A 23,518-nucleotide genomic window follows, 5' to 3' on the forward strand; every position below is an offset into this window, starting at 1 on the left:
GCTTCATCTCCCTCAGTCGTTGTGGCAGCGATGATCGTATCCAGATCAACACAGTCGGATGTAACCGCACGTACGGCTTTTTCGCCGTCGTTCGGTTGTCGCGCCGATCAGCCGAATGAGGGATTCGCCGCTGGCAGAGACCTCATATTTGAGAGGTCGTGTCCAATACCTCGACGCGGGTGACCCGCTCGATGCGTCCTCTCACGGCGATCCCGGTAATGCGCACCTGTTGCTGACGCCCGTGTGCACTGACGACGCTCTGATAGAGGTCGTCCGGCAGTAGCACCCGTACCGGACGCTCTGATGATCCGTAGATCGTCGAGAGCGGGCCGCGGACCGTTGCCTGACCGCCCTCGCCCGGCTCCCGCCGCAGCTTGCTGACCGTACCCTCGATGGTCATCTCGCCGTCCGGGACTGCGAGTTTGAGTTGCTCCGCAGCGGTCCGCAGCACCTCGATCCGGGCTGAGCTGAACCGGAAGGAGCGTGCCGGTACGCCGGCCGGCAGGCGCCGCGCCCAGCTGAACCGCATGTCGTAGGGAACGTTGTCGCGGCCCAGCTTGGCAAGCGCGTCACACACGTTCGAGGAAACTCCTTCGCCGGTACGGCGGAGGAAAAGCCCGATGTCGTAGTCGCGCAACGCTTCACCGGAAGCGGCATAGCAGGCGCGGACCGCGCTGTGCATCCGCAGCGTCACCTGCCGGGCCAACGGGATCTCGCCGTCTGGTGTGCTCTCGGGCAAGGCCAGTTGCGCTGCGATGGCCCAGCTTCCGGCTCGGGGCGTCCCAAGCCGAACAGACTTCGCGAAATCGAGCACCGCGTCGGGCCGGCGCCCTTGCGCGAGCATCGGTTCGGGGCTCAGCAGGGAGAAGGTGGACGAAACGACGAGTTCTTTCACGCCAGCCAGCGCGTCGGTCGCATTGAACAGCGGGATAGTGCCGGACGGACCACCGGGTAGCAGACGGAAGGAGAGGGTGTCCGCACCACCAGACCCCAGCTCATCGAGCAGTAACCGGATCGGTCGTTCTTCGACGGTGGCGACCGTGGCGAGGAGATCGGACACCCGGCTCGCGTAATCCCGGAGGGCTCGGTCCCCAGGAACAAGAACCTGGAACTCGCCGTCGTCTTCGTTGCGGGTCCACAGAGTCGCTCGTTCGAGCTGCTGCGCCAACGACCAGCCGGTGGCCGCCAGGTACTGGGCAAAGGCCTCGGGGTCGAGTGCCTCGGCCGTGCGCAACTCATCTGCGCTTACAGGGGTCATGATGCGGGCACCCGCTGAATCGGCATCGGCTGCAGGAGCGCGCGGAGCGCCTTGACGGTCAGCAAGTTCTGCTTCGGAACCCGTACCGTGATCGTCTTCTGGGAGCCGTCATCGATCACCGGCAGGCTACGGAGAGACGCCCAGTAGCCGCAATGGCTGAGCCGCGTGGCGGTCTCGTCCACGTGCGTGTACTGGTCGACGTCATCCGGCACGACGATGAGGAACAGGTAGCGGGGCACCGAGAATCCCTCGCCCGCCAGGTTGTTGTAATTGCCGACGTCCATCGGGTACTGCCAGTAAAGATCGTTACCCTTCGGCGCCGACCAGGACTTGACCTGCGCTTCGATCTTCGGAAACCGCGCCGTGCCCCGGACCCCGGGAAGATCGATCGAGAAGTCCACACCAGTGTGATCGACATCCTGCTGGCCGGCGATCAGGCCGGCGGCACTGACCAGCACCCGGACGAAGCTCTCTCCGAAATAGCCCTGATGGTTGAACTTGTTGTACGCCATCCACCTTGTCCCGAGCCGACAACCGAAGCATTCCGTGGGCGTAAACATACTTCTTGTCACCTTCGGGGTGAACCCCTGGCGGTCCCCTGGTCGGCCGGAGGCACCTTTTGGTGAAGACCGGCTGCGCGATATGCGCGAATTGACCCTTCTTGGTGGAGTGGGCGTTCCTCTGCTGGAGGCGCGGATCCTGGGAGGTCGACGTTGGTGCTCGGCGTAAGGATCGTTCAACGGCGACCCCGCGTTACAACCCGCTCAAATAGGTGCCTCCCTCGTTGAGGACTGCCTGGAGAAACATGCGTGCTTGAGTCACCGCCTGAGCGGCGTTCGCCACGTTGGCTGATGCGGCATACAGGTGTGGGCGCTCTGCCGAAGCTTGTTCCAGGCGACCGGCGGCTCTACTTAGGGCGTCGATGTGGTCGGCCAAGTCGCCATCCGATCGAGCCGCCGTAGCGAGACACTTCTGAACGGCCTCCCGGAGTGCGTCGATGCTTTGAATCTGCCAGTCGGGGTCATTGTCATCGAAGTAGTCGGATGAAGACCACTCCGGAGGAACTCCGCGTGGTGACATGAAGCTCACGCTAGGTGTGTCTGGCGTTGCCGGTCTATGACGTCATCGGGGCGGCAGTACCCTGCCATCAAATGGCCGACTGGCAAACTGGCCTGCCGTCGACAAGGATCGACGAGCGCTTGCCCACAGGCCAGGAGGATGACAGGTTCGATGCTGGTTCGGATCGCTGTGGCGGATCCCCTGCCCGTCTTCCGGCACGGTGTGGTGGAGATCCTGCGCGATGCCGGATTCGAGTCGGAGGCGCCGGATGACATCTTTGCGTGGGTACGCGATGAGCAGACCACGATCGTCATCCTCACCGTGCAAAACGAGGCCGACTGGCAAACCTTGGAGCGTCTGCAGAGAACGGCTTCCGACCTTGTGCTGGTGGTCCTGCTCGATGAGATGTCGTTGCATGACTCCGTGCGTGCTCTGCGGGCTGGAGCGACCAACGTCATGGCGCGGGACTGTACGCCGTCGGCCTTCCGTGAGCGCTTCCGCGCCGTAGTCCGCGGCGAGAGTGTAGTGCCGGTCGAGGTGCTGCGTGAGCTTGTCGCCCCTGCGCCCCAGTCAACTGCTCCGGCTGGCCCTTCACCGACGGAGCGGGACTGGTTGCGCAGCCTCGCGTTGGGCACCACGGTCGGGCGCTTGGCTGCCGATGCTGGCTATTCCGAGCGCATGATGTTCCGCCTCCTCCGTGACCTATACACGCGAATCGGCGCGAAGAACCGGACGGACGCACTCATCACCGCGCAGAACCACGGCTGGCTGTGACTATCCAAGCAGATCCTTGATCTGGGGTAGCGCGCCGTTCGACGAGCCAGCGGTGAGAACGGCGAACAACTCGCGCCGCCGGGCCCGTGCGCCACCCGTGTTCAGGATCTGCCGCGCGGCGAGATAGCAGTCGAAGGCCGCCTGCTCGCCCAACTCCGGCCGGAGCAGGGTGAGCCCGGCTAACGCGAGACCCTCTACGTCGAGAGGCGGGTAACACCCGGGCGACTCAGTTTTTAGCCGATGGGCCAATTCAGCGGCCGCAGTGAAGGCCTGTCTCGTGTCCACCTCCGGCTCTCTCGCGCGCAGACTTGCTACCCCCAGCACGGCCAGAGCCTGGGCGGCGGAGAGGCCCGAGGCGTACCGCGTGGCAAGACGTGCCGCTCGCAACGCTGAGTCGTAGGCACCCTGTCCGAGTTCGAGGACCGCCAACGTCGTGTGTGAGCTACTCCAGAGGTCCGGGTCGTTGACCCTGACCGCCACCTCCTGGGCGCGTGTGGCCGCCTCCTTCGCCTTGTCTCGGTCGCCCCGGAGCAACCACACCCAGGCGGCGAGATCGTCGCATTGAGCCACCATGGCCCTTGCATCCAGCTTCTCGGCCCGGCTTCGCGCCCGCCTCAGCCGGACGAGGTCCGAATCGTCGCCGCGCTCGAAGCTGATTAGCGCCTGTAGGTGAAGGAGTTGAGGTTCGAGATTTTGATCGATGCTCGTGACGGCCTCGATATGTCCCTCGGCCTGGGTGAATGCGGCCATCTCAGCCAGGCATAAGGCCAACCCCAGGTGGGTCGCGTCTATGCCCTTGTGGCCTGGCGGTGAGCTGTCGAGCAAGGTCTGATAGCAAGCAGATGCCTTGGACACCTGGCCGGCACGAAAACAGTAGGCGGCCAGTTGGACCAGGAATGCCAGATGGGCAGCGCTGACAGGTTGCCCCGCAGGTCTGTTGCTCATCCGAATCCCGCTCTCGATCACCTCAATTGCCACGGCCAGTTGGCCCTGCTGGGCCAACGCAGCCCCAGCCAGATTGACGTATGTCACGCGCTCTCTATAGCCGAACAAGTGGCCAGAGGCTCTGGCCAGCCATGGTGTCAACGCTGCCGTCTGTCCCCAACGCCGCAGATAACGGTCGTCTAGCAAGCTCATGAGCTGGACTGCCCGTCCAGGCTCACCCGCGTTGAGATAGAGGTCGACGGCATGAAATCCGTCGTCGAGGTCAGCGAGGCGAGCGGCACTGCCGCGGCCGGCAGCGTCTTCTAGGAACTGCGCCGCACGGCTCCGGGACGTGACGATTTCGCTTGTGTTGGTGATCGTCTCGGCTATACGGTCGGCCTCGCCGGCAGGCAGATAGTAATGATCGTCGAAACGACGGATGATCCTGCACCGGACGAGCTCATCGAGCGCCTCTCTTATCTGGTCAGCGCTGTGGCCGGCGAGATGCCCGATCACTGCGGGCCTGGCGGGCCGGTCGAGGACCGCCAACAGACGCAGAGCCCGATTCTGATGTTCGTCCAAGCTTGACAGCAGAAGCCTCGTTAGGGCTTTGGCATCTGGTGCGGCGTCGAGCGAATCATCTTGACGGTGAGGGTTCACGGCTTGAATGCCCAGTACCAACTCGGCGGTTCGTGGGTGTCCGCGGGCAGCCTTGTCCACGGCCCCCACGCGAGGGGCGGGGGCACCGGGAGCAGCGAGCTTGGCGATTAGGTCTGCGAAGTCCCGCGCAGGCAACCTTTGATCTACGCTCTCAAGCAACGTGTCTTCCAGCGGCAACGACACCTCGCTCACCCACAGAACTTTGACACGGTGTTGTCGTCGTTTCTTCAGCTCGCAGAAGAGCAGTTCAAGTGCCTCGTCGCGCCATGCGCCAGACTCGGATACAAATAGATCCTGGGCATCGTCGACCACCAGCCATACCCGTCCGCTCCCGAGTTCGCCGAGCACGTCGTTCAGCCGCATCCGAAGATCTGAGTCGCCGTTTTCCAGCCTCTCTATCAACCGCTGGCGATCATCTTCGTCTGCGACGGCGGCGGCGAGCTTGTCGACGACGGAGTAGGCGTTTACACCGGGATAGCCGCGTACGGCGAGATAGCCGACCGCGATGTTGTCCGGCCGGGTCCGCAGTAGCTCTGCCGCTATTGCGGTCTTACCTATGCCACGCGGGCCTACAAGTTCGACGAACATTCCGTCCGATCGCGACATCTTGCTCCGAAGCTGTTGGAGCAGGGTTCGGCGGTCAAACAGGGTACCGGCCACAAACTCGGGGAGGCCGGGCACATCGGTAACTGGCTTGGTCTCTTCGGGCGGTACCTGCGCGATGGTCTGGTGTATGACATCGCCATAGTGCGTGACGGTGGCCGGCCCGCCACTGACCACCTGGCTGAAGCTGCCGGAGCCGCCGCTGATGACCTGGTTTTGGTTTCCGGACCCGCCGCTGACCGTCTGGCCGACGGCCCACGTGCTGCTGTCATCCTCGGTTGACTTGTCGCTGCCGGAGCCGAGACGCAGCAAGAAAAACGCCACCACGATGCCAGCGAGAGTCAGGATGACGACCGACCGCCAGGGGTGCTCCTGGATCAGCCGAAAGGCCTGCGGCCACGGCTCGTCCCCGGTCGCGCCGTTGATCGCAATGGCGATGAGAGAGGTGAGGATACCTGCGAGTGCTGCCAGAAGTGCCACTACGAGCGCCCGGGAACGATCTTTTGACCGCACAGCCACCTCCTGCCGACCAGTGATCCCGCTCACCATGACATGTTGCTGCCATTGATCGCCATGACGGTGTGCGCAACCCTGCCCATGGCTGTCATGCCTGCCCCTTGGGGCAGGCATGACAGGTCGGTGGTGAAGAGCGCCCTTGGGTCCAATTGGCTGAGCTGAATTCGTCTGATTGACGCCAGAGCGGTGACCGCCCCACCGCGGAATCGAGTAGTGCCGGTCCGTCCTTCATTGAGTCGGCGAGGTGGTGAACGCGGGCAGCACGATGCGGGCCACCGATTTCCGCCATTCCAGCACGCGAGCAAGGGGATCGGGTGTGACGAAGTTGCCGGTCTCGGCACCGCCAGAGGTGCCGAGCCGCCCGATCGCTGATGGTGCCGGGATACTGCTGCGATACTGACCGCCGGGGTTTACTGGCTGGAACCCGCCAGCTCGATCCATGTGGACCACGCTCCGAGTGCCGGCGTGTGTGTTACGAGTTCGAGTCTATCCACCATCCCGATATCGCATGACCTAACTAGACATCACGCCCAGAGGGGTGTGAATTGCCAAAGTAGCGATGTGGGCAGGAGAGTGACCTCAGAGCTGAAGGCTGACCGGAAAATAGCCCTCCGCTCGCCCTGGAAATGAATGTTTTTCACGCCCGTGCGGTGTCGCTCGAAGGTGTCAGGTTGACTCAGTAATGACTGGCAGCGAAATCTGCTGTCATCAGAACGGGGTGTCAACGTCTTTCTTGTTCATGGAGGCTAGGACCTCGTCGGTCAGCGATCCTCGTCCAATTATGTTGTGCCAGGGGACTGCCACCCAAGCGTTGCCGGAAAGGTCTTGGCCCAGTTCTCTTGCCATCGTCCGCTGCGCGGTCCAGGCGCCGCACAACAGCGCGAGGTCCATGTTCTTGAGTGGCTCTCTGGCCTCGCGAGCGCGGCGTATCGGGTCGTCACGCCCCGCGCAGACAGTGAGGATAGTGGCGCGGTTGACGACAGTTCCTTGCAACATCGAGAAGAGGTGAACGAGGCGTTTTGTTTGGCCTTCGCGACTGAATACAAGCTTGAGTTGCTCTTCATTGAGCAGAGTCAAAGGTGCCGGGGGTAGTGAAGCCTCCAGATACAAAGGGAGGGCGAAGCGCGTGCGCGGATCCTTTGCGATCCCTCGCTTCTGGTCGCCGTTGCCGTCGCCGTTGTGCAGCCATTTTCGGTGGGTACGCATCAGCCATGTTTGGTGCTTTCGATTATGGGTGTCGATCCGTACGAGTAGGCAGATCTCGCATTGACCTTCAACTGGGATCGTCCAGTTCTCTCCCACTGTTCCCTTGATATCTAAGGTGATGTCGCCGACCTTCGTGTCGGGGCTTTTGAGGCGGGGGAGATTGAACTCCTCGATGATGTGGAACTGGAGTTTCGTGCCTACAGAGCGTCTTTCGTCCGGGTCGACCCGCTTGTCTTTTAGGGTAAATCGCCCGGAGCGCCCCCCGTCCAAAACGTATTGGATCGCGGAGTCGATCGCGTTTCCGAACCGGGCGACGAGATCGGGTTGGGTCAACCACCAATGCGCCAGCTCTTGCAGCTGCACGTCGGCCTCCGGGCGAAGAACCAGATGGGGTGCCGGCGGCGTCCGGGCAGCGGTGTTACGTGCACGGGAGCCAGATCCCCTGCGCCTCTGCCCGGCCTGACATTCGAGAGGCAAGCCGTCCGGGCCTGTTACGTACGGATCGCTGGAGCTCACATGGATCACCCTCGTGTGCGGAGAATTGTTGGGTGGGGGCAGTGGTCGGCTCAAAAGTATGATCAACCGGCTGGCCGCCGGCAAAATACGAGGCAATCCACGCTTGCAATTGCCGTACGGCCTGGGCCGGTACGGTCTGGCTGGCCGAAACACGGCTGGACAGACCGTATCGTCATCCGGTGTGGGTCGCTTAGCTTTTGGCGCCCGCGCTGAGAACATTGCGGACATCCTCGGGTGAGGTATAGAAGCCCTGCAATCGTTCGGTTTTGCCGCCATGGTCAAACAGTAGGTCGCCCTGATCCCGGAGTGCCTCGGCGCCACCTCTGCCCAGGATTGTTGTGCTGTCGATTGCTGACTGAACCTTCAGCGCAACGCGGGCAGTGAGGTTGGCCTTGATATCGCCGGTGATAACCTGGACGCTAGGTCGCTGGGTTGCGAGCACTAGATAGATGCCGAAGGCGCGGGTGAGCTGGCCAAATCGCTGGATTAGCTGCATGAATGCCTGTCGTGCAGTGCGGTCCAGGCTGGCTGCTAGATCTGCAAACTCATCGACGAGGATAACCATCTGCGGAAGTTGTTCGAGTGTGCCGCCCTTTTCGTAGAATTCCAGGGCGCTCGTGGCGCCAGATGTCTTTAGAGTTTCGCGGCGCCAGGCCACCTCGCGGGCCAAGGTATCGCCGAGCATCTTGATGGCGTCGCCCGGGTCGGTCACGATGCGGTTGTCGACCAGATGCGGTAGCTGCTCGAAGGGCTCGAAGTCGACTCCCTTGGGGTCGACCAGCAAGATTTGCAGCTGATCCGGCGTGCGGATCGCTGCCAGGCAGCAGAGCAGGCCGCGTAGCAGGACGCTCTTGCCCGATCCGGTTGCACCCGCCACTAGCAGGTGGGGTAGCCGGGCTAGGTCCTCGACTCGTACGTCACCGCTGGGAGCCATGCCGAGCAAGAAGGAGAGCGCGCCGGGGTTGGACTGGCGTGCCAGCTCGGGCAGGTAGTCGGCGAGTGGGACAACGACCCGTTCGGTCCGGGGTACGTCGAGCGTTACGTAGTAGGGCTCCTGGTCCACCAGAAGGCCGTCGGCGATACCAATTTCCCGGCCGAGGTCGAGGGCTTTGCTGCGTACTCCGGCGAGGGTCTGCTTGCCGAGCAGCCGGGTACGGAAGCGGATGACTGACGGGCCGATCTGGGCGAGCTCAGTTTGGATTGGGGCTAGGTGCAGTCCGTACTTGGTGGCGGCGTCGTCGAGTTCGGCAGCCTTGGTGGCGACTTCAGCGCTCTTTCTGGCAGTAGTGGCGGCGCTCGGTACGGGTGCGGTCCGCCCGGCTGGCTTCTCCTTCACTGGGTTGGTTGGGCCGCCCGAGTCCTGCGGCGTTTGGGGCGCGGTTGAGGGCGTGCTGGATGGTGCAGGTGCCTGCGCCGGATCGGGCCGGGTCGCTGGCGCCACGTCAGCTTTGGCTGGCACCGGGTCTGCCGGGAAGGAGACCGGTTGCCAGGCTGAGGGCCTTGTGAGGTTCGCGTGGCGGGCGAGCTGCTGGAGAGTGGGCCCGCCGAGCCGGATGTATCCCATGGCGGGGCCTTCCCCGGGCAGGCTCTGTCGGCGGGCTGGGACGGGAGACTCAAGTTCGAGGCTGATGACATCGCCGGCCAGCTCGCTGTCGCCGCATTGGTAGGTGAAGTCAAGGCGGAACCGGCCGGCCGCGATGGCGCTGGCGGTGGCTTCCGCATCGCTGAGGCTGAGGCCTTCGAGTCCGAAGCTGTGGTTGCGGGCGACGCTGGCACGGACGAATTCTGCGAGGTCTCGCGACCGGAATCGGTGCGCTGGTGTGCGGACGTTGAAGACGCCGTCGAGCCAGTCCCTGGTCACTGTCAGCTCACGGCGCGCGATGTTCAGGTCGGGCTGGCCAGCGCTGGCGTATTTGACCTCGAGTAGCCGGCCCCTCAGATGGATGTTGCCGTCAGTGTGCCGCAGGACGCGGAGGTAGAGCAGATCGTCGCAGGCCCTCGACGAGGGGCGGCGCTGGCCGCTCGCGGGTAGCAGGGCGAACAGTTCTGCGAGCGGGAGCAGAACACCGCCGAGGTCTCCGTCATCGGTGCGGGCAGGGGCGAACGCCTCGTCCAAGTCGCGGATGGCCGCGATGGCAGCCAGGATTCCCAGGCGTTCGCGGACGCCGTTGACCGGTTGCGACAGCAGGTCGAGGTTCCATCGGCCGCTGACGGCGTTGCCGAGGTTGATCAGGCCTTGCAGGCCGTCTTCATGCAATGTGGCGGCCGGGATGAAAGCCCGGGCGAGTGCCGTGCGATAGGGGTCGACACGCTCCGTCACAGTGATGCTGTCCATGCCTGATCGCCAGTAGCCGCTGCGGTCGTCGAAGTCGACGATTGTCAAGGGCCTTTTGTTTGCAGGCGAGAAGGTCTCGGGGCCAAGTAGCCGGTCAGCGTGTGTGGTCCAAACGCTGCTGCTGTAGATCGGGGCCAGGCTATGGGTGCTGATTGTCGTGGTGGTGGTCTGGGTGTGGCCTTCGTGAAGGTACTTGTTGGGCTGACCACCGACAAGTTCGAGGGTCCGGTTCAGCAGCGAGGTGAGGACGTCCGGGCTGGGCGAGACGAAGAGCCCGGAGGCGAAGGTCATGGTGTTAGCGCCGATCCGGCTGAGCCGTCCGGGGGCCGTTGCCAGGCCGTCGACCCAATCCGTGGGGCAGCGGTCAGTTAGCTGGACGTCGCGGGGTTCGCGCGCCGCCGGCGCTCGGAAGACGAAGGATAGGTGGGCGAAGTCTTTTTCCTCATCGGAGGCGACGGTGCGTAGCGTGATCCGGCTACGGACCAGGCGATCGATGTCCGCATCGTTGTGCGGCGCGACCAGCCGGGTGAGTGCCTCGGGGGGTTGTCCGTCATCGCAGTACACGGTGATATCGAGCTGGGGCCGGCAGGCTTCGGCCTCGGGGCGGTTCTCTTGCGCGTAGAACCGGCGCAGGGCCTTTGCGGCACTACCGCCGTCGCCGGGCTCGTACAGGGCAATCGCGAGCCGTTGGCGAGGGTCTGCATATTGGGGGAACACTCGGAGGAACTTCTCGAGCCGCCGGGTGATCGTCTGGTCGCCGCTGCTGCCCAACGCGACTGACGACCCGAGTTGCCGATACCCGCGCCAGAGCAGTGGGGACCGCGGGTCGGTTTCCCACCAGGCATTTCCGGCGTGCACCAGTGGCAGAAGGTAGGTTGGACGGACCGCAGCGATGTCGCGGGAGGGCAGCTGCGTTCCCTGCTGCACCCAATTGGCAGCGATGCCGGCCGCTTGCAGGGCCCAGGCGACAGTCACCGGGTTGGTCGGCGCCAGCCAACAGCGTCCCGTTGCCGGATCGCTCACCAAGTCGCAGAGCAACAGCCGGTCATATTCCGCCTCATAGCTGCCCGGCACCGGGATAGAGTGCAGCAAATCCAGGTAGGCGCGGACGTAACCTTGCGCCTCGGGTACGGCCAGACCGCACAGGAGCGCGTGCACCGAGCCTGCCCGTGTAAGGGCAGCGAAGAAACTGGCACGGGCGGTCAGGAACCCCGCTAGAAGGTCGGCATCTAGCGAGTCGAGAGAGAGCCGCTGCAGCGTGGGGTCGGCGCGCAGCCCGGGGTTCTCGGTATCCCGCGACACCGAGAACGCCATGGTGGCGGGCTGTGCCAGGACGTCCCGCTCGAGCTGGAGCCCGTCCAGATCGCCAAGCTGCTGACTGACCAGCGGATAGCGGACGCCACCGCCGCTGAAGGCGGGCTGCTCCCCGCCGCTGAAGGACAGCGTGGATTCCGGCAGAAGCATGCCGTCTGCCGCCCGCGCCGAGGCGAGGGTAAGCAGTGCGTGCAAGCCTGACTCCTGCGCCTTTAGCTCAGTGGGCGGGATATCGCCGTCATCCGGGTCCGCGTCGTCCGGGTCGTCGTCGGGACTGGTGTCATCCGGGTCGGCATCGTCGGGATCTTGAGGGCCATCGCCACCGGGTGAATCGTCAGGATCGCCATCATCGGGTGTCTGTGTCACGTCTTGGACGAGCAGCGGGATGGGCTGGACGCCTGCGCCAAACGCCGCTTGGGCAATAACGACCTGGCTCGGATCGCTATCGTCGATATCGCACGCCGCGTTACCGATGACGGTATTGGATCCGCCGACAGCGAGGATTTGCGCCGGCTGCGTCGCAATGAAGGCACCAGCCTCAGTGTCGAGCAGCAGGCTTGCATCGGCCGGGAACCAGGTAGCTGTGCTCCGGATGATCGCCAGCTCCAGCGATTCGCCCCGCCGCAGCTCGACTCGCCCGAACAACCAGGGCGAGGCCGCGCCCCGCGGGACAGGGACAGAGATGAGCATGGCGGCCTCGTCGACATGGCATCGCTGCCGTAAGCCCGTTCCCCAGCGAACATACGGTGCGAGGCTTGCGGAATTGCCCCGGAATCGCAGGCCAATGGTTTCGTCGTTAGGGGCGAGTTGTCCTGCGGCGGTGTCTCCCGAGGACAAATACGAGGTCAGGCCGACCAATGATGGTGGCCGCACCAGGGCTGCCCGAGCCCGGTCCTTGCGGGCTGGAAGATCATCGAGCGTGAACGCCTGCCAATCCAGCCCGCTGACACCCCGGGCAGCCAGCACCTTCTGAATGCCGAATGTGAGCTCGCCGCCACGGCGGTTCAGCTCCAGGCCCATGTCCTTGTCCGGCAGGGTCCAGGCCTGCAGATCGGTGCGCCATTGACGAGATTGCTCGAGCCTGGCCGGGCTGGGGTACGGGTCCTGCACGTAAAGCTGCAGGGCCGGCAGCGCACGCCCGGCCTCAGGCAGGTCTGCCCATTCGGATGCCGCGAAGCTGGCGAAGTCGTTGAGCAGGGTGGCTGACCGCGCTGTCCAGGGCACCTTCTGCAGGTCGGCTGCGACATCGCGCACCAGCGTCGCTGCGGCACCGGTCGCCGCCGCGGCGACCCGCCGCAGGAGGCTGTTCCAGCTCAGCGGGCCGAGTTCGCCGGCGTCCTCCGCTGCAGAGATGACCGTTTCGAAGGGCCGTTCGTCGAGCACCAGCAGGACGCGCCGTTCGCCGTTTCCGGCGTGAGCGGTGAAGTCGGTGCGCAGGGTTCCAGCGTATCCCTGGACGCCGCGGTTCCCGCCCATCGTGCTGTTGTCGACCAGGTACGGCACGAGCAGTGTGTTGCCGGTGCGCACCGCGCCGATTAGTCGGCCCTCGCCGGCGCCGACGCGTACCTCCTCGTCAATCCACCGCTCAAGCGCGCCGAATACCTGCGCAGGGGCCACGCCCAGGTGGGTACGGAGGTAAAGCCTGCGGTGGCCGGACGACTGGCCGGAGATCTCCATGACGGCGGCAGCGATGACATCGGCTGCCGTGCTCGGCTGAGTTGCGATCACGATGTTTCTCCTCCGGCAATGTCGGTCTCGGTGTGATGGACGTAAGCGCTCTCGCTAGCGTCGGAGTAGCGCTGCAGCATCCCAAGGCGTTCGAGCGCCTGCTGTAGGAGCTGCTCCTCGGCGGAGCTTTGCGGCGCGAGCCCATAGGCCGCCAGCCCTTTGATGAACCGGCTGAATGGCACAAGCTCGCCGTGGCATACGAGCCGTACGAGCAGGTACAGCATGTCCTCGTCGAGCTCGAAGAAGGTCGCCGCGGGGCCGTTGCTCGCGATCATGCGCCCGTTGCGGACTTCTTTGACGAGCTGGTTCACTACGTCTCTGCTTTCGCGGCGCATCGTCGACCGGCGTCCCTCCAGGAGTGCTGCCCGCAGGAGATAGAGCCCGGGCAGCTGCGGCTGATCGAGGGAGTGCAGCTCGGGCACCGCAGCGTCACGCAGCTGGTAGAGATGGCAGATGGCGAGCAGGCGGGCTACCCCGTCGATCTGAGCCCGCAGCCGACTGTTATCGATGAGCGCGGCGTACAGTGCAGTAAGATCCATCGATGGGATCTCCACCCCGCCGGCCGCGCGAGTGGCGTCGATGATGAAGTTTACGCACGTGATGGTGACAGGTAGCGGCAGCAAGTAGCGGCTGGTCATCTCCCGGTAACTGGAGACACACGGATCGCTCAGCTTGACCGGGCGGTAGGAGCCAGACCCAGTCCGAAACTGCATGCGGCCTGCCGCATCGCAGCGAAGGAGGTCGCCGGCGCATCCGGCGGCGCACGCTGAGCTCTCGCTATCAGCCGTCTCGCCGCCCGGGAAGAGGCTGATGCAGCGGTCGAGTTGTGCGCTCAGGACCATGCCGGACCGGTAGAGCCGCACCGAAAGGTGCAGCGCCAGTAACACTGTGAGCTGGTTAATGAGATCACGGCGGGGAAGGTCCAGCCCGAGCACCTGGTCTAGATCATTCCGGAACCGGGCGAGCGAAGGCTGGCAGAGCGCACCGCCTTCTTCGGCGATCCGGCGGAGTACCTTGCCCGACTTGCTGAGCAGCGTGCCCACGTCCGGGCCGGGCGTGTCCGGGGCTAGTCTCGCCGCGATCTCGAGGACCTCGCGGTCCAGCCGGGTGAGGTCCGTGTCCTTAACGAAGACCTTGAGAAAACGGTCCAGCAGGGCCTCGTCCGTGCCGCCGGCGGGGTCGCTGAGCAGGAACGGCAGAACCGTGCCGCGGAACATCTTGTATCCGAATGCGGTCTTGCCGCCTTCAGCTTTTTCTTGCTGAAACGCAATTGGAAGCCGCGAATGCAGCGGCATAAGGTAGCGGCGCACCTGCCCGCCGGCCCGCGGGCGGCCGGCCGCGGTCGTCCAGAACTTCGCCGTCATCGCAGCGGCCAGCGCCTGTCGCTGTTCCCCGCTCTCGCCGGGAAGGTCTTGCTCCAGCGCGGCGCGCAGTGTGCCATCGAGGGGCTTCACGCCCTGGTAGTCGGCGGCGTCTTTCACGATTCCGTAGAGCAGCGTTTCCCGCGGCTCCCCGTGCGGGGTGTTTGGCCACACAGTGGGCGCCTCATGCCGCATCCAGTCGCTGCGCTTGCCAGGCACGTTAATGCACGGCTGCCCGTCGACCAGGATCTCATCGCCGACGAGCGTCACGCCGGCCTGGGCGCCTGGCAGCTGCCTGGCAAGAGCCTCGAGTGCTGTACTTGCGCTACTCACGTCACGCCACCTTCACGATTTTGAATTGTTCGTTGCCACGGCGTTTCACGACCGTGATCCGGAACGTGCCGCGGGTTTCGTCTGTGATCAGCAGGGGCAGTGTGTCGTCCTCGGCAGACGTCCTCCCGAGCCGCTCGGCGGCGTACCTCAGTGAGTGAAACCGCTCGATGTCGACGGTCGACGGCAGCGTTCCCGACTCCGCTTTCTGCAGGAGCAAGAACAGAGGCAGGTCGAATTCGATGAAGGTTCTGCCGATCTGCAGCCGTCCGGAGAGCGGGCGGAGACCAACGATGTCGGATCCGGCCGGATTTGCGACGAGAGGCCGGGGCGGCAAGATATTCAGATGCTCGTCTAAATCGACGCGCACGAGAACCCTGGCGTCGCGGGTTTCGGCGAGGCTCTCGGTGGGGAGGTAGCTGCTGCCTTCGGCGCTGCTGCCGAAGGAATAGACCAGCCCGGCTGCGACCACATCGAGGACGCGGTCGATGTCATCGCCCGGTTCACTGATCAGGGCATTGGTTAAGTATGCGGGTACCGGCGACAACGGTGGGAGGGCACCAGCAAGCCAGTGGCATCGTACGAGTGCCCGGGCCCGGGGCAGGTCTGGGCTCAGTAGCGCCGCGGCGGCAGTCTCGACGGCGAGACGCTGACCAGCTTTTGCTCCCAGTAGCTGTGTCACGGCCCGCGCGTCGTCGTCTGGGAAGACGCCGGCTGACGCCATGACCTCATGCACCTTCTCGGCTGGCCGGAACGATGGATCAAGCCCGGCAAGCTCGGTTGCCAGATCGCCAGACGGACTCAGGAACGCCCCGTTCGGCAGGAGCCCGGCCCACACTGCTGTGTAGTCCTGCGCCGCGGCCGCCGCCGCTACGCTCTCGCATGGGTCACTGGCGCTGTCGATGCTGCCCAGCGCAAGCTCCGCCAGGCAGTCCCACAGCTGCCGCGGGGCGATGTCTCTGCCGCGCAGATAGGCGATCTGCTCCAACGCCTGATCGATGGTGCGCCCGACAGCAGGGTCGGCAAGCAGCTCAGCATTGGTGCGCGGGGCACACCATTGCTGTACCTGGCAGGTCCCGCAGCGTCTGGTGTCTGACATGACGGTCCCGGGATGGCTCGGGTCGAATGTCTGCAGCATCCGCATCAGTAGCTTGCCCTCACCGCCAGAAGTGGGGCGCTGATCGAGGTCAATAACAAGGACATGATCGTTTAGGTCATGAGCCCGGGCCTCGGGCACGTGAGGTGCGGCCGGCACTCCGAGGACGCCGAGGACGTAGGCGACTAGGTCAGCGACCCCGGTCTCGCCGCGCTCCCGTAGCTTCATCTGGAATTCGAGGAGCAAGCCAGTATTTGCCGCGATGAGCAGTAGGTTCCCCTGGCCAGGGACACCATTCCGGAACCCGGTGAAGGCTTGTGTTAGCGTCCGGGTCTGATCCTCGCTCGGGCTGTCGGCGTGCGTAGCGTCTTCGATGACTTGGCTGAAGGTGCCGGGCGGCACTGCGGCTTGCAAGTTTCGGATCAGCGCGCTCTTGCCGCAGCCGGCGCTGCCACTTAGCACGACCAGTCGCAGGTTACTGTTCTGTTGAATGAAACGCGCGAGGTTTTCGTCAACTTCCGTGCTGACGTACATCGCCCGCTGGCGGTCGGAGATGGTGTTGGTGGCAATGACGCTGTCCTCGCCCGAGGTCCTCAGTGCAGCTAGCGCTGCCAGCGGGCTGGGAAGGTCTCGATCGAACGGATCTTTCGGCTCTATCATTTAATTCTCCTGCTCTTCTGGCTGCAAGTAAAATTCAAGATCACGTGCTGAGCCGAGACATCGCAGGGCGACCCATCCCGGAATGACGAGAAAATCCGCCACCGCCTCAAGAACGCCATCGGCATCGGGTGCCCACAAATCTCGCGGCATGGAAAGAACCGTCCTGAGCGCCTGACCCAGTTGCGCGGCCGGTGCGAGAAGCGCAGCCGCCAGTTCATTCGTGTCTTGCTCGCCCGCCTCAACCCTTGGCCACCGGCACGTGGTCTGAAGGATGACGTGCGCGGCATCATGCGCGATTTTGAACCTTGCAGCTGCAGCCCCAGCTCCCCATACGGCACTGCTCGCTGGGGCTGGCAAGGTACCACCAGCAACCAGCCGCCACAATTTTTTCTCATCGACCCGCCGACCATCGGCGGTAAGCGTCTGAGTAGCCAGAGTCTCGGCAAAATTCTGCAGATGAAGCCGGCGTAACGCTGTGCTCGCCGCCGGAAGGTCATTGAATGCGAGATAATGCTGCTGGTCGGCGGCTAGATTGCTGACGTCAGGGTGCGCGATCCCCGCAGCAAGGTAGAGAGCCCACCCGCAGCGCAGCGTCTCGGTTAGCAAATCCAGCGTAGAGGCCTTGAGATGATGAAAGTATCGCCCGCTTTCGAGCCTCGAGAGCACGCTTACGTCGATCCCGACACGGGCCGCAAGGTCGGCGCGCGAAAGTCCGGCGGATCGGCGGGCTTCAGAAAGCGCCGCCGCCAGGGCGGCACGCCTCGCCGCCTGCGTGTGTTCATCTGCCGAAAACGTCACATGCTCACTCTTGCAGGCGTCGCGAGCGGCGTCGACCTCTACTTGTGTCTTGTGCGCACAAGACACGAAGAGCCGCTGCCCTGCCTAGTGCTGCAGCCCGTACCGCTTCGGGACCTGCCGCGATCTCGCGCCGTTCTCGATCCGCCACAACATCCCATCGATCAGCTGCCGGTGATCACGCCACCGCCCACCCCGCTGTGGATCGGTATCCGGAAGCAACGGCGCAAGCCGTTCCCACTCCCGATTAGCCAAATCACCAGCCACACAGAGGCAACGATGGATCATCATCGAAAGTGACGATCCATCAAACACTGCTTAGCGATGAATGATCTGTTCCCCCTCTGCAACTGCCTCATGTAGCAGCCCGATCAGTCGGCGCAGGATCCGGTCCAGGGCGACCTAATGCGCGGTCTGCGCGACGATCTCGGGTGTAACCGTCAGTCAACGAACCCAGTCGACGAGTGCTTGCCCTCATGCCGCACAGGCCGTCGGTGCGCCGGACGTTAATACGGGAGTGTTCGTCAGGATTAACGACCGCCGCCAGTCAGCTCAATCCACGTTGACCACGCACCAAGCGTCGGCGTGTGTGTTACGAGTTCGAGTCGATCCTGCGTTATTGGGGGATCGTCCATATGGCAGTGGACGCCGCTGACTTGCAGCGGGTGATCGGTTCGACGTTCAGCGTCGGAGGAGTCCATGCGCCTCGACCACGACCCTGCACCCACGCCATCGGTGGCGTAGCGCTATATAGGCTCAGCGCATACCTCGCTGGGGCCGCCCACAGTCCGCGATCTCCACGCTGACATTGCCTTGGAGATGAGCAGCTGCTCGTTCTCGTGTGTTGATGGGTGGATGATGTTTCGTCAGCAGACGGACACGCGTGTGTCCGGGGTGAGTGGCGTGGCGATCGACGCAGTCGCTGCTTGTCCTTGCTACTGGCTCGGGATGGGTGCCGCAGATTCACCCGCGATCCAGCCGTAGAGCGTGACAGCTAGGAACATCAGAGACGTGAGGATGCCGATAGCGCCGACTACAAGACCAGCAACCGCCGTGTTGTTCGTGCTTGAAGGGTCAACCTTCATGGACTTCCAGGCGAGCCATACGGCCGGAATGCCGAGGAATATGCCGATGCCAAGGCAGCACGAGGAGCCGACCGCCGCGACTGCCAGCGCCAGGGACGCCGAAGCCGAGGCGGATGCTGAGGGCTGAACCGAGGTTTCGGGAGCCAGGGCTGCGGGCCTTCGCGGATCCCACCAGAACTGGCTGGGGAGGTCGGCGAGCTGCCTGCTGAGGTCCTCGATGGTGCGGGCGGAGACGACCGCAGCGATTCGATGCTCGTACTCGACTAGATCGATGTATCCCTCAGTACAGGCTTGGCTGAGTAGCGTGCGAACCTGTTCTCGTTGAGAGTCGCCGACACGCTCAAACATCCGCGGGTTGTCCACCACGACGCAATCCTTGCAGCACGCCTCGGGCTGTCGAATGGGCTACATGGCCTGTCCCGGAAGTCTTGTGTCGCCCCCGTCACGCCTAAGTGGTGAATCATCGCTGGTACCTCCGGTCGGCCGCCCGAGCACCGATCCACGCCGGAGCTCCGCTGCTGCGCCGCCCGCACGAACCTCGACCTCGGTCCTGCCGCACAGTACGACGAGACTCCAGCGAGACAGGGCATCCCAGGTATCGGCGTTCGCTGCTTAATCTCGGACCGTCCGTAGAGATTCGAAAGTTCTACGGGAAGACCGCGTATCGGTGTCGTCGGGTGAGCATGTCGACGGTGGTGGCGAGGTTCTGCCACAGGTGGAGCCGGTCGGCGACCTGGACCGGCTCGTGCGCGGCTCGTTGCGGCGGGCCCACCGGCGGGCCAATCCATCGACCTGCTCGACGAATGTCTTCAGGCCACAGGCCGGGCTCCCGCAGAACCGCCGCACCGTCAGGCACGGCCGCACCACTCGGCCCAAGATCGGAGGATTGGCCAGCAGCCGCTGATAGCGCGATTGCACCCGTTCCGACCACACCTCCCGAACACTGCGACCTCGACCCTGCACCGCCGGCCGTACCCGAAAACCACCAGCCGACGCTGTGATCTGGTCGGCCCGCAGGCCTTCGAGATGAGGCAGCAGACTGCCTATGACCTCTTCGTACCGTTAGACCAACGATCCGCTACGACGAACGTTGAGCACCATAGAGAGACAGAGCCCGAGACCCACGGAGATGACCACAGGGCCGGCTGCGCTAACCGAAGTTAGAGGACTCTGCCTCGACCTCGCCGCGCCTTTCGATCACCCAACTCGCGCTCTCCGTGTCCGCGGGCCTCGGATCCTGCCTCCCCGGCGCGGGTCCGGGAGCGGCCCAGCAGGGAGAACGCGGCTGGACGATCGAGAAGAGCGAAGCGCCTCTGGGGCCGCCCTTGCCCCCGAGTAGCACCGTCACCTATTCGATGGGCCGAGACCGCTGAAGCACTTCCTCCGTGGTCAGAGGGCTTTTGGGGTGGTAGCTCAAACAGAGAGGTGTCCGCACCTTGGCGAACGATCGCCCCTCCATCGCGATGTAGAACTCGCCGCTACGCAGCTGCGAGATCCCCGGCACGTCGCCGCCCTTGGCACGTGCCATCTCCTTGGCGGCCTCGATCTGCACCGGGGCGTTGAGCAGGCCGTAGCACTGGGTAGCCGCGTTTCCGGGAATCTGGTTGTGCAGACCCTTCGGGGACTGGGTGGCGAAGACGAGTCCGAGCCCGTACTTGCGCGCCTGTGACGCCAGCGACAACGTGCTCTTGGTACAGGCCGTCATCGCGCCGGAAGGAGCCAGCGTCTGAGCCTCGTCCATGACGAATAGTCCTCCGAGCGGTTTCTCCCCCGCCGGGTGCTTCTTCACCCAGGCGAACAGCGCCATCTGCAACTGGTTGACAAAGCTCTGCCGCTGCTCGTCCGAAGAAAGGCCAATCATGCTGATGACCGATACCCGCGCTCGCTTTCCGGCTTCTGGGCGAAGCAACTCGCCAGGGTCGACGGGCTCGCCGACACCGCCGAAGAGAGGGTCGATCACTGTCGCCGCGGTCAATGCCTGCCCGAGGTCGGCTGCGGTCCTGGTCGCGGACTCGCCGAAGCTGCTTGCGTACGGCGGAAGGTTGTCCAGCATGCCGATGAACCCGCGCAGGGTGGTTTCGTGATTTCGGCGGGCGTAGTGGATCAGGGCTTCCTTCAGGATCGCCCGTCCGCGTTCTGCCTTCCCGGTGCTGCCGGCCACCTTGGCACGCGGGGCGAGGGTGGCGAGCGCTGCGTCGATTGCAGCCTCGAATTCGTCGGCGTCGTCGACGAGCTCATGAAAGGCCGGCAGCGGCTGGAAGCTGATCGGACGTCCGGCCGCACGTCGGGGGGTGTAGACCACGACGTCTGTGTTGTCGAGGAAGTCGGCGGCCTTGTCCTTGTCACCGGATTGCCACTCGGCAGGTGGCACTGGCCACGGAACACCGAGACGCGCCAGGTCGTTGTTCGGGTCCAGCACGATCGACGAAACGCCCTGCAGGGCGCACTCCTCGACGATTCGGCGCAGGAGAACGGTCTTGCCGGAACCGGAGCCCGCGAAGATCGCCGTGTGTTTCCGAAGCGCTTCCAGCTGGAGGTGAACCGGTGCGGCGTCCTCGACGCTCACGCCCAGACCAAGGAACGGCCCTGACGGTTCCGGAGATAACGAGCCCGAATGTGCCTCCGGCGATGCAGCTGTGGACTGCCTGGGTGATGTGCGGACCGGTGACGGTAGGCCAGCGTCGGCATCAGCCAGTGCCTCGCTCAAGAACGTCACCGACTCGGTCGGGCGGCGCGAAACGAACCACGCTGGTAGGTCTGCCGGTGCCTTGGCCAGGAGATCTCGCAGAGCCCACAGGATGCGCAAGTCATTGTCGCTCACGGTCAGCCGACGTCCACCCGCTGCCTCGAAATCCGCTACGGCCTCTCGGTTCTTGGGAGACTTGGGCCAGTCGCTGTTGCGTAACAGGAACAGTCGATATCCGGCGACTCCGCCGGCTATCCCGGCCTCGGTGCAGGCAGTACGGATGCGGTTGAGGACGGCGATGGCGTGATAGTCGGGGGAGATACCCCGGAATCCCCAATGCGCCTCCTCTTCGGTTGCCTCGTTGATGGTGCGGCGGAGCCGGGCGTGCAGTGCGGGTTTGGTGCTCGGTGGCGGGTCCTGCTCGAAATGCCTGCCCGCTTCGCCCCGCTCGGCGATCCAGGCTTGCAGGCCTGCCGACAGCAGATCTGGCAGCTGTGCGTCCTCAGTGTCGCGGGCGAGTGCCTTGTCGATGGTGGCCGACGCTTGGAGGGCGGCGAACTGTTGGTCGAGGGCCACGAGAGCAGCGTCCGGCGGACGGATGGGTGCGGGTGGGTCCTGCTCCTTGGCGTTTCCTGCTGCCCCCAGGGAGATGAGTTCCCGCACGGTGCCTTGGGCGACGCAGTCACGGATGTGCTGGGCGACGATCTGCAGGAGCTTTCGGGGCATGTAGTTCACAGCGTCGTCGAATGCGTCTTCCCGGATCGGCCAGGTCGGGTACGGCGGTGTGAATGCCATCGATCGGAAGTGAGGTTCCAGGCGTTTCGCCACCAGGGCTCGCCCGACTGCCGGGCTGGGAATCCGGCCGAGGTTCTGGGCGTCCATGAACCGGTCCTGGACTGCTGCGATCGCGTGCGTGCGAATGACCTCCCAGGTGGCGTGCTGGGCGGCGATCACGGTGAGGGTACGGCGGGTGACCTCGTGAATGTCCATCAGTCCGTTGGCGACATGATCGAGCAGTACGGAGTCCTGCCACTCGGCGTCCTGACCGCCTTGCATGGCTTTGGCCAATGGAGCGAGCAGACCGTCGATCTGGTCGACGGCGATGACGCTGGGACCGGTCAGAGCAAGTAGCCAGGAGACCTCGCTGACCAGTTGCTCAGCTTTGTACTGCCCCCGTGGAAGACCCCACGGTGCGCGTTCGCCCGGTTCGCATTCGTCCCCGGCGAGGAGGAAGTTGTTGCCGACCTCCTGAGCGGTGAAGTCGCTGGCGTTGAACATCGCCAGCGCGCGGGCCGTGTGCCGGCAGGCACTCGCCACCTCCGGATCGTATTGGGCAAGCGCGTTCAGGAAGGCATCGACGGCCGCCCGGTCAAGGGGTGCTTCGCCGACGATCGCCTGTCGAGCATCAAACGGCACCCCGATCAGCAGGGTGAGCCGGCGCAGGAACACACGTAGCTGGGTTTCCTGACCGGCCACACGCCGCTTGAGCCCATCGAGAATCGAGGTAGCGGCGCTCTGCCAGAAGTGGGCGCCATCGAGGAGCCTGACCAGGAAGAAATAGCCGTCCTGGCTCTGTACTTGGGTACGTACCCAGCCGAGGAGGTGTGTCTTGCCAGAGCCACGCTGCCCCTGGATCACGAGACCGACCGGGCTGGGAGCCTCGCTGTCACGGGCCTCACCGATCGCGTCGAGAACGGCGGTCGCCACGCTCTGATGAAGAGTGTCGATGTGAGAGTCAGGCTCTCGCCAGACGTTGTCACGGGAGGGAGTGACGCTGATGCGGACGGTCGACAGTGCCTTGAGCCCCGTGTCGTTCACAGGTCCTCGATTGCCAGCACGTGCTGGTCGCGGTCGCCGATCGTGACCGCCGCGTCCCGGTCGCGCCGTGTCAGTGCCTTCTGGTTGGTCTCCTCCTCGATTCGAACGCCGGGCATGCGTGCCATCAGCCGAAGCACCCCGTCGATGTCCCGTGTGGGGACATCGACGAGTTCGTCGCGGATATCCGCCAGGCCTACCCAACTGCCGGCCGGATCCGCAGCTTTGCGGTAGACCTGGCGAATCGCCTTCTCGAGCTCATCGGCCGCCAGAGTGGAGGCCTGTTGCGGTTCTGGCAGTCCTCCGAACATCTGGGCGAGGCTCCGGCCGGTGCGATCCAGATACTGGTCCAGGCCGTTGAACACGGCGTACAGCGCCTGACCTGCGGACCCGGAGCCTGCGGGGACCTGCTGGTTCTTCAGCTCCTCCCGGCACCAGTGCCAACCGCCGTCCGCCAAGGTGAAGAAGTATGCGTTTCTAGCTCCCTTGCGGCATTCGATGAGTTCTGCGTCGATCAATCTTAGGCGGTTCTTGCCGGTCAGAGTCAGGCCCTTCGCGTACTGCTCAGCGATCTCCGTGTTGGAAAGTTCGCAGTTCTTCGCCATGAGAATGAACAGCAGTGCCCGCTCTGGGACCGACAGCTTGACGTCAGACATGCAATACCCCTTCATGGTTTCCGGACCGGCGGCCGGTTAGGAATCTATGAGGCTTATTCAGCAAGCCGCTTTAGTCCACAGTAGAACCCCAAGATATAAAGACGGTCCGCTCTTCAGTAGGATGGAGTTACCACACAACAA

15 protein-coding genes are annotated in these 23,518 nt (G+C 64.2%); 1 reads left to right on the plus strand and 14 read right to left on the minus strand.

Annotated features, from left to right (window positions below):
* Positions 1-142: 142 nt before the first annotated feature.
* Both ACIA8K_RS38515 and ACIA8K_RS38520 read right to left on the minus strand, forming a co-directional pair.
* Positions 143-1,258, minus strand: a complete 1,116-nt coding sequence (locus ACIA8K_RS38515; RefSeq protein ID WP_396068437.1) for a hypothetical protein — start codon at positions 1,256-1,258, stop codon at positions 143-145.
* A complete protein-coding gene (locus ACIA8K_RS38520) occupies positions 1,255-1,770 on the minus strand; it encodes a DUF4365 domain-containing protein (protein ID WP_396068438.1) in 516 nt (171 codons plus the stop codon). The genes ACIA8K_RS38515 and ACIA8K_RS38520 overlap by 4 nt, the downstream gene beginning before the upstream one ends.
* A gap of 718 nt (positions 1,771-2,488) precedes the next feature.
* On the opposite strand from ACIA8K_RS38520, the gene ACIA8K_RS38525 reads away from it, so the two are divergent.
* The gene (locus ACIA8K_RS38525; protein WP_396068439.1) at positions 2,489-3,091 is read left to right on the plus strand and encodes a hypothetical protein; all 603 of its coding nucleotides are present in this window, start codon (positions 2,489-2,491) and stop codon (positions 3,089-3,091) included.
* Here ACIA8K_RS38525 and ACIA8K_RS38530 read toward each other — a convergent pair whose 3' ends face one another.
* The 12 genes from ACIA8K_RS38530 to ACIA8K_RS38585 form a co-directional block, all read right to left on the minus strand.
* Positions 3,092-5,824, minus strand: a complete 2,733-nt coding sequence (locus ACIA8K_RS38530; protein WP_396068440.1) for an AAA family ATPase — start codon at positions 5,822-5,824, stop codon at positions 3,092-3,094.
* A 198-nt stretch (positions 5,825-6,022) separates the two neighbouring features.
* Positions 6,023-6,235: a hypothetical protein gene (locus ACIA8K_RS38535; protein WP_396068441.1), complete on the minus strand. Its 213-nt coding sequence runs from the start codon at positions 6,233-6,235 to the stop codon at positions 6,023-6,025.
* Between the two features lie 267 nt (positions 6,236-6,502).
* Positions 6,503-7,363 carry a NaeI family type II restriction endonuclease gene (locus ACIA8K_RS38540; protein ID WP_396068442.1) on the minus strand — a complete coding sequence of 287 codons (861 nt, stop codon included), beginning with the start codon at positions 7,361-7,363 and terminating at the stop codon, positions 6,503-6,505.
* A gap of 343 nt (positions 7,364-7,706) precedes the next feature.
* Complete coding sequence (locus ACIA8K_RS38545) at positions 7,707-12,893, minus strand: FtsK/SpoIIIE domain-containing protein (RefSeq protein WP_396068443.1); 5,187 nt, start codon at positions 12,891-12,893, stop codon at positions 7,707-7,709.
* Entirely contained in the window at positions 12,890-14,587 is a 1,698-nt protein-coding gene (gene dptG, locus ACIA8K_RS38550) for a DNA phosphorothioation-dependent restriction protein DptG (protein ID WP_396068444.1), read from the minus strand. Before dptG ends, ACIA8K_RS38545 begins: the two co-directional genes overlap by 4 nt.
* A gap of 1 nt (position 14,588) precedes the next feature.
* Entirely contained in the window at positions 14,589-16,340 is a 1,752-nt protein-coding gene (locus ACIA8K_RS38555) for a hypothetical protein (RefSeq protein ID WP_396068445.1), read from the minus strand.
* The gene (locus tag ACIA8K_RS38560; protein WP_396068446.1) at positions 16,341-17,138 is read right to left on the minus strand and encodes a helix-turn-helix domain-containing protein; all 798 of its coding nucleotides are present in this window, start codon (positions 17,136-17,138) and stop codon (positions 16,341-16,343) included. It lies immediately after the preceding gene.
* An 84-nt stretch (positions 17,139-17,222) separates the two neighbouring features.
* A complete protein-coding gene (locus ACIA8K_RS38565; protein WP_396068447.1) occupies positions 17,223-17,426 on the minus strand; it encodes a transposase in 204 nt (67 codons plus the stop codon).
* A 644-nt stretch (positions 17,427-18,070) separates the two neighbouring features.
* Entirely contained in the window at positions 18,071-18,586 is a 516-nt protein-coding gene (locus ACIA8K_RS38570) for a DUF1707 domain-containing protein (RefSeq protein ID WP_396068448.1), read from the minus strand.
* Positions 18,587-18,866: 280 nt separating this feature from the next.
* Positions 18,867-18,992: a hypothetical protein gene (locus ACIA8K_RS38575; protein ID WP_396068449.1), complete on the minus strand. Its 126-nt coding sequence runs from the start codon at positions 18,990-18,992 to the stop codon at positions 18,867-18,869.
* Between the two features lie 576 nt (positions 18,993-19,568).
* Positions 19,569-22,724 (minus strand): helicase HerA domain-containing protein, encoded by a 3,156-nt coding sequence (locus ACIA8K_RS38580; RefSeq protein WP_396068450.1) that lies wholly within the window; start codon positions 22,722-22,724, stop codon positions 19,569-19,571.
* Positions 22,721-23,377: a hypothetical protein gene (locus tag ACIA8K_RS38585; protein ID WP_396068451.1), complete on the minus strand. Its 657-nt coding sequence runs from the start codon at positions 23,375-23,377 to the stop codon at positions 22,721-22,723. Before ACIA8K_RS38585 ends, ACIA8K_RS38580 begins: the two co-directional genes overlap by 4 nt.
* Between the last annotated feature and the right edge of the window lie 141 nt (positions 23,378-23,518).

The organism is Catenuloplanes sp. NPDC051500 (genome assembly GCF_044454585.1).
Lineage (GTDB): Bacteria > Actinomycetota > Actinomycetes > Mycobacteriales > Micromonosporaceae > Catenuloplanes.

Excerpts from the sequence above, each read along its gene's own strand:
- ACIA8K_RS38555 (WP_396068445.1), bottom strand. The coding sequence starts at position 16,340 with ATGATAGAGCCGAAAGATCCGTTCGATCGAGACCTTCCCAGCCCGCTG.
- ACIA8K_RS38565 (WP_396068447.1), bottom strand. The coding sequence starts at position 17,426 with ATGATGATCCATCGTTGCCTCTGTGTGGCTGGTGATTTGGCTAATCGG.
- ACIA8K_RS38520 (WP_396068438.1), bottom strand. The coding sequence starts at position 1,770 with ATGGCGTACAACAAGTTCAACCATCAGGGCTATTTCGGAGAGAGCTTC.
- ACIA8K_RS38515 (WP_396068437.1), bottom strand. The coding sequence starts at position 1,258 with ATGACCCCTGTAAGCGCAGATGAGTTGCGCACGGCCGAGGCACTCGAC.
- ACIA8K_RS38525 (WP_396068439.1), top strand. The coding sequence starts at position 2,489 with ATGCTGGTTCGGATCGCTGTGGCGGATCCCCTGCCCGTCTTCCGGCAC.
- ACIA8K_RS38585 (WP_396068451.1), bottom strand. The coding sequence starts at position 23,377 with ATGTCTGACGTCAAGCTGTCGGTCCCAGAGCGGGCACTGCTGTTCATT.
- ACIA8K_RS38535 (WP_396068441.1), bottom strand. The coding sequence starts at position 6,235 with ATGGATCGAGCTGGCGGGTTCCAGCCAGTAAACCCCGGCGGTCAGTAT.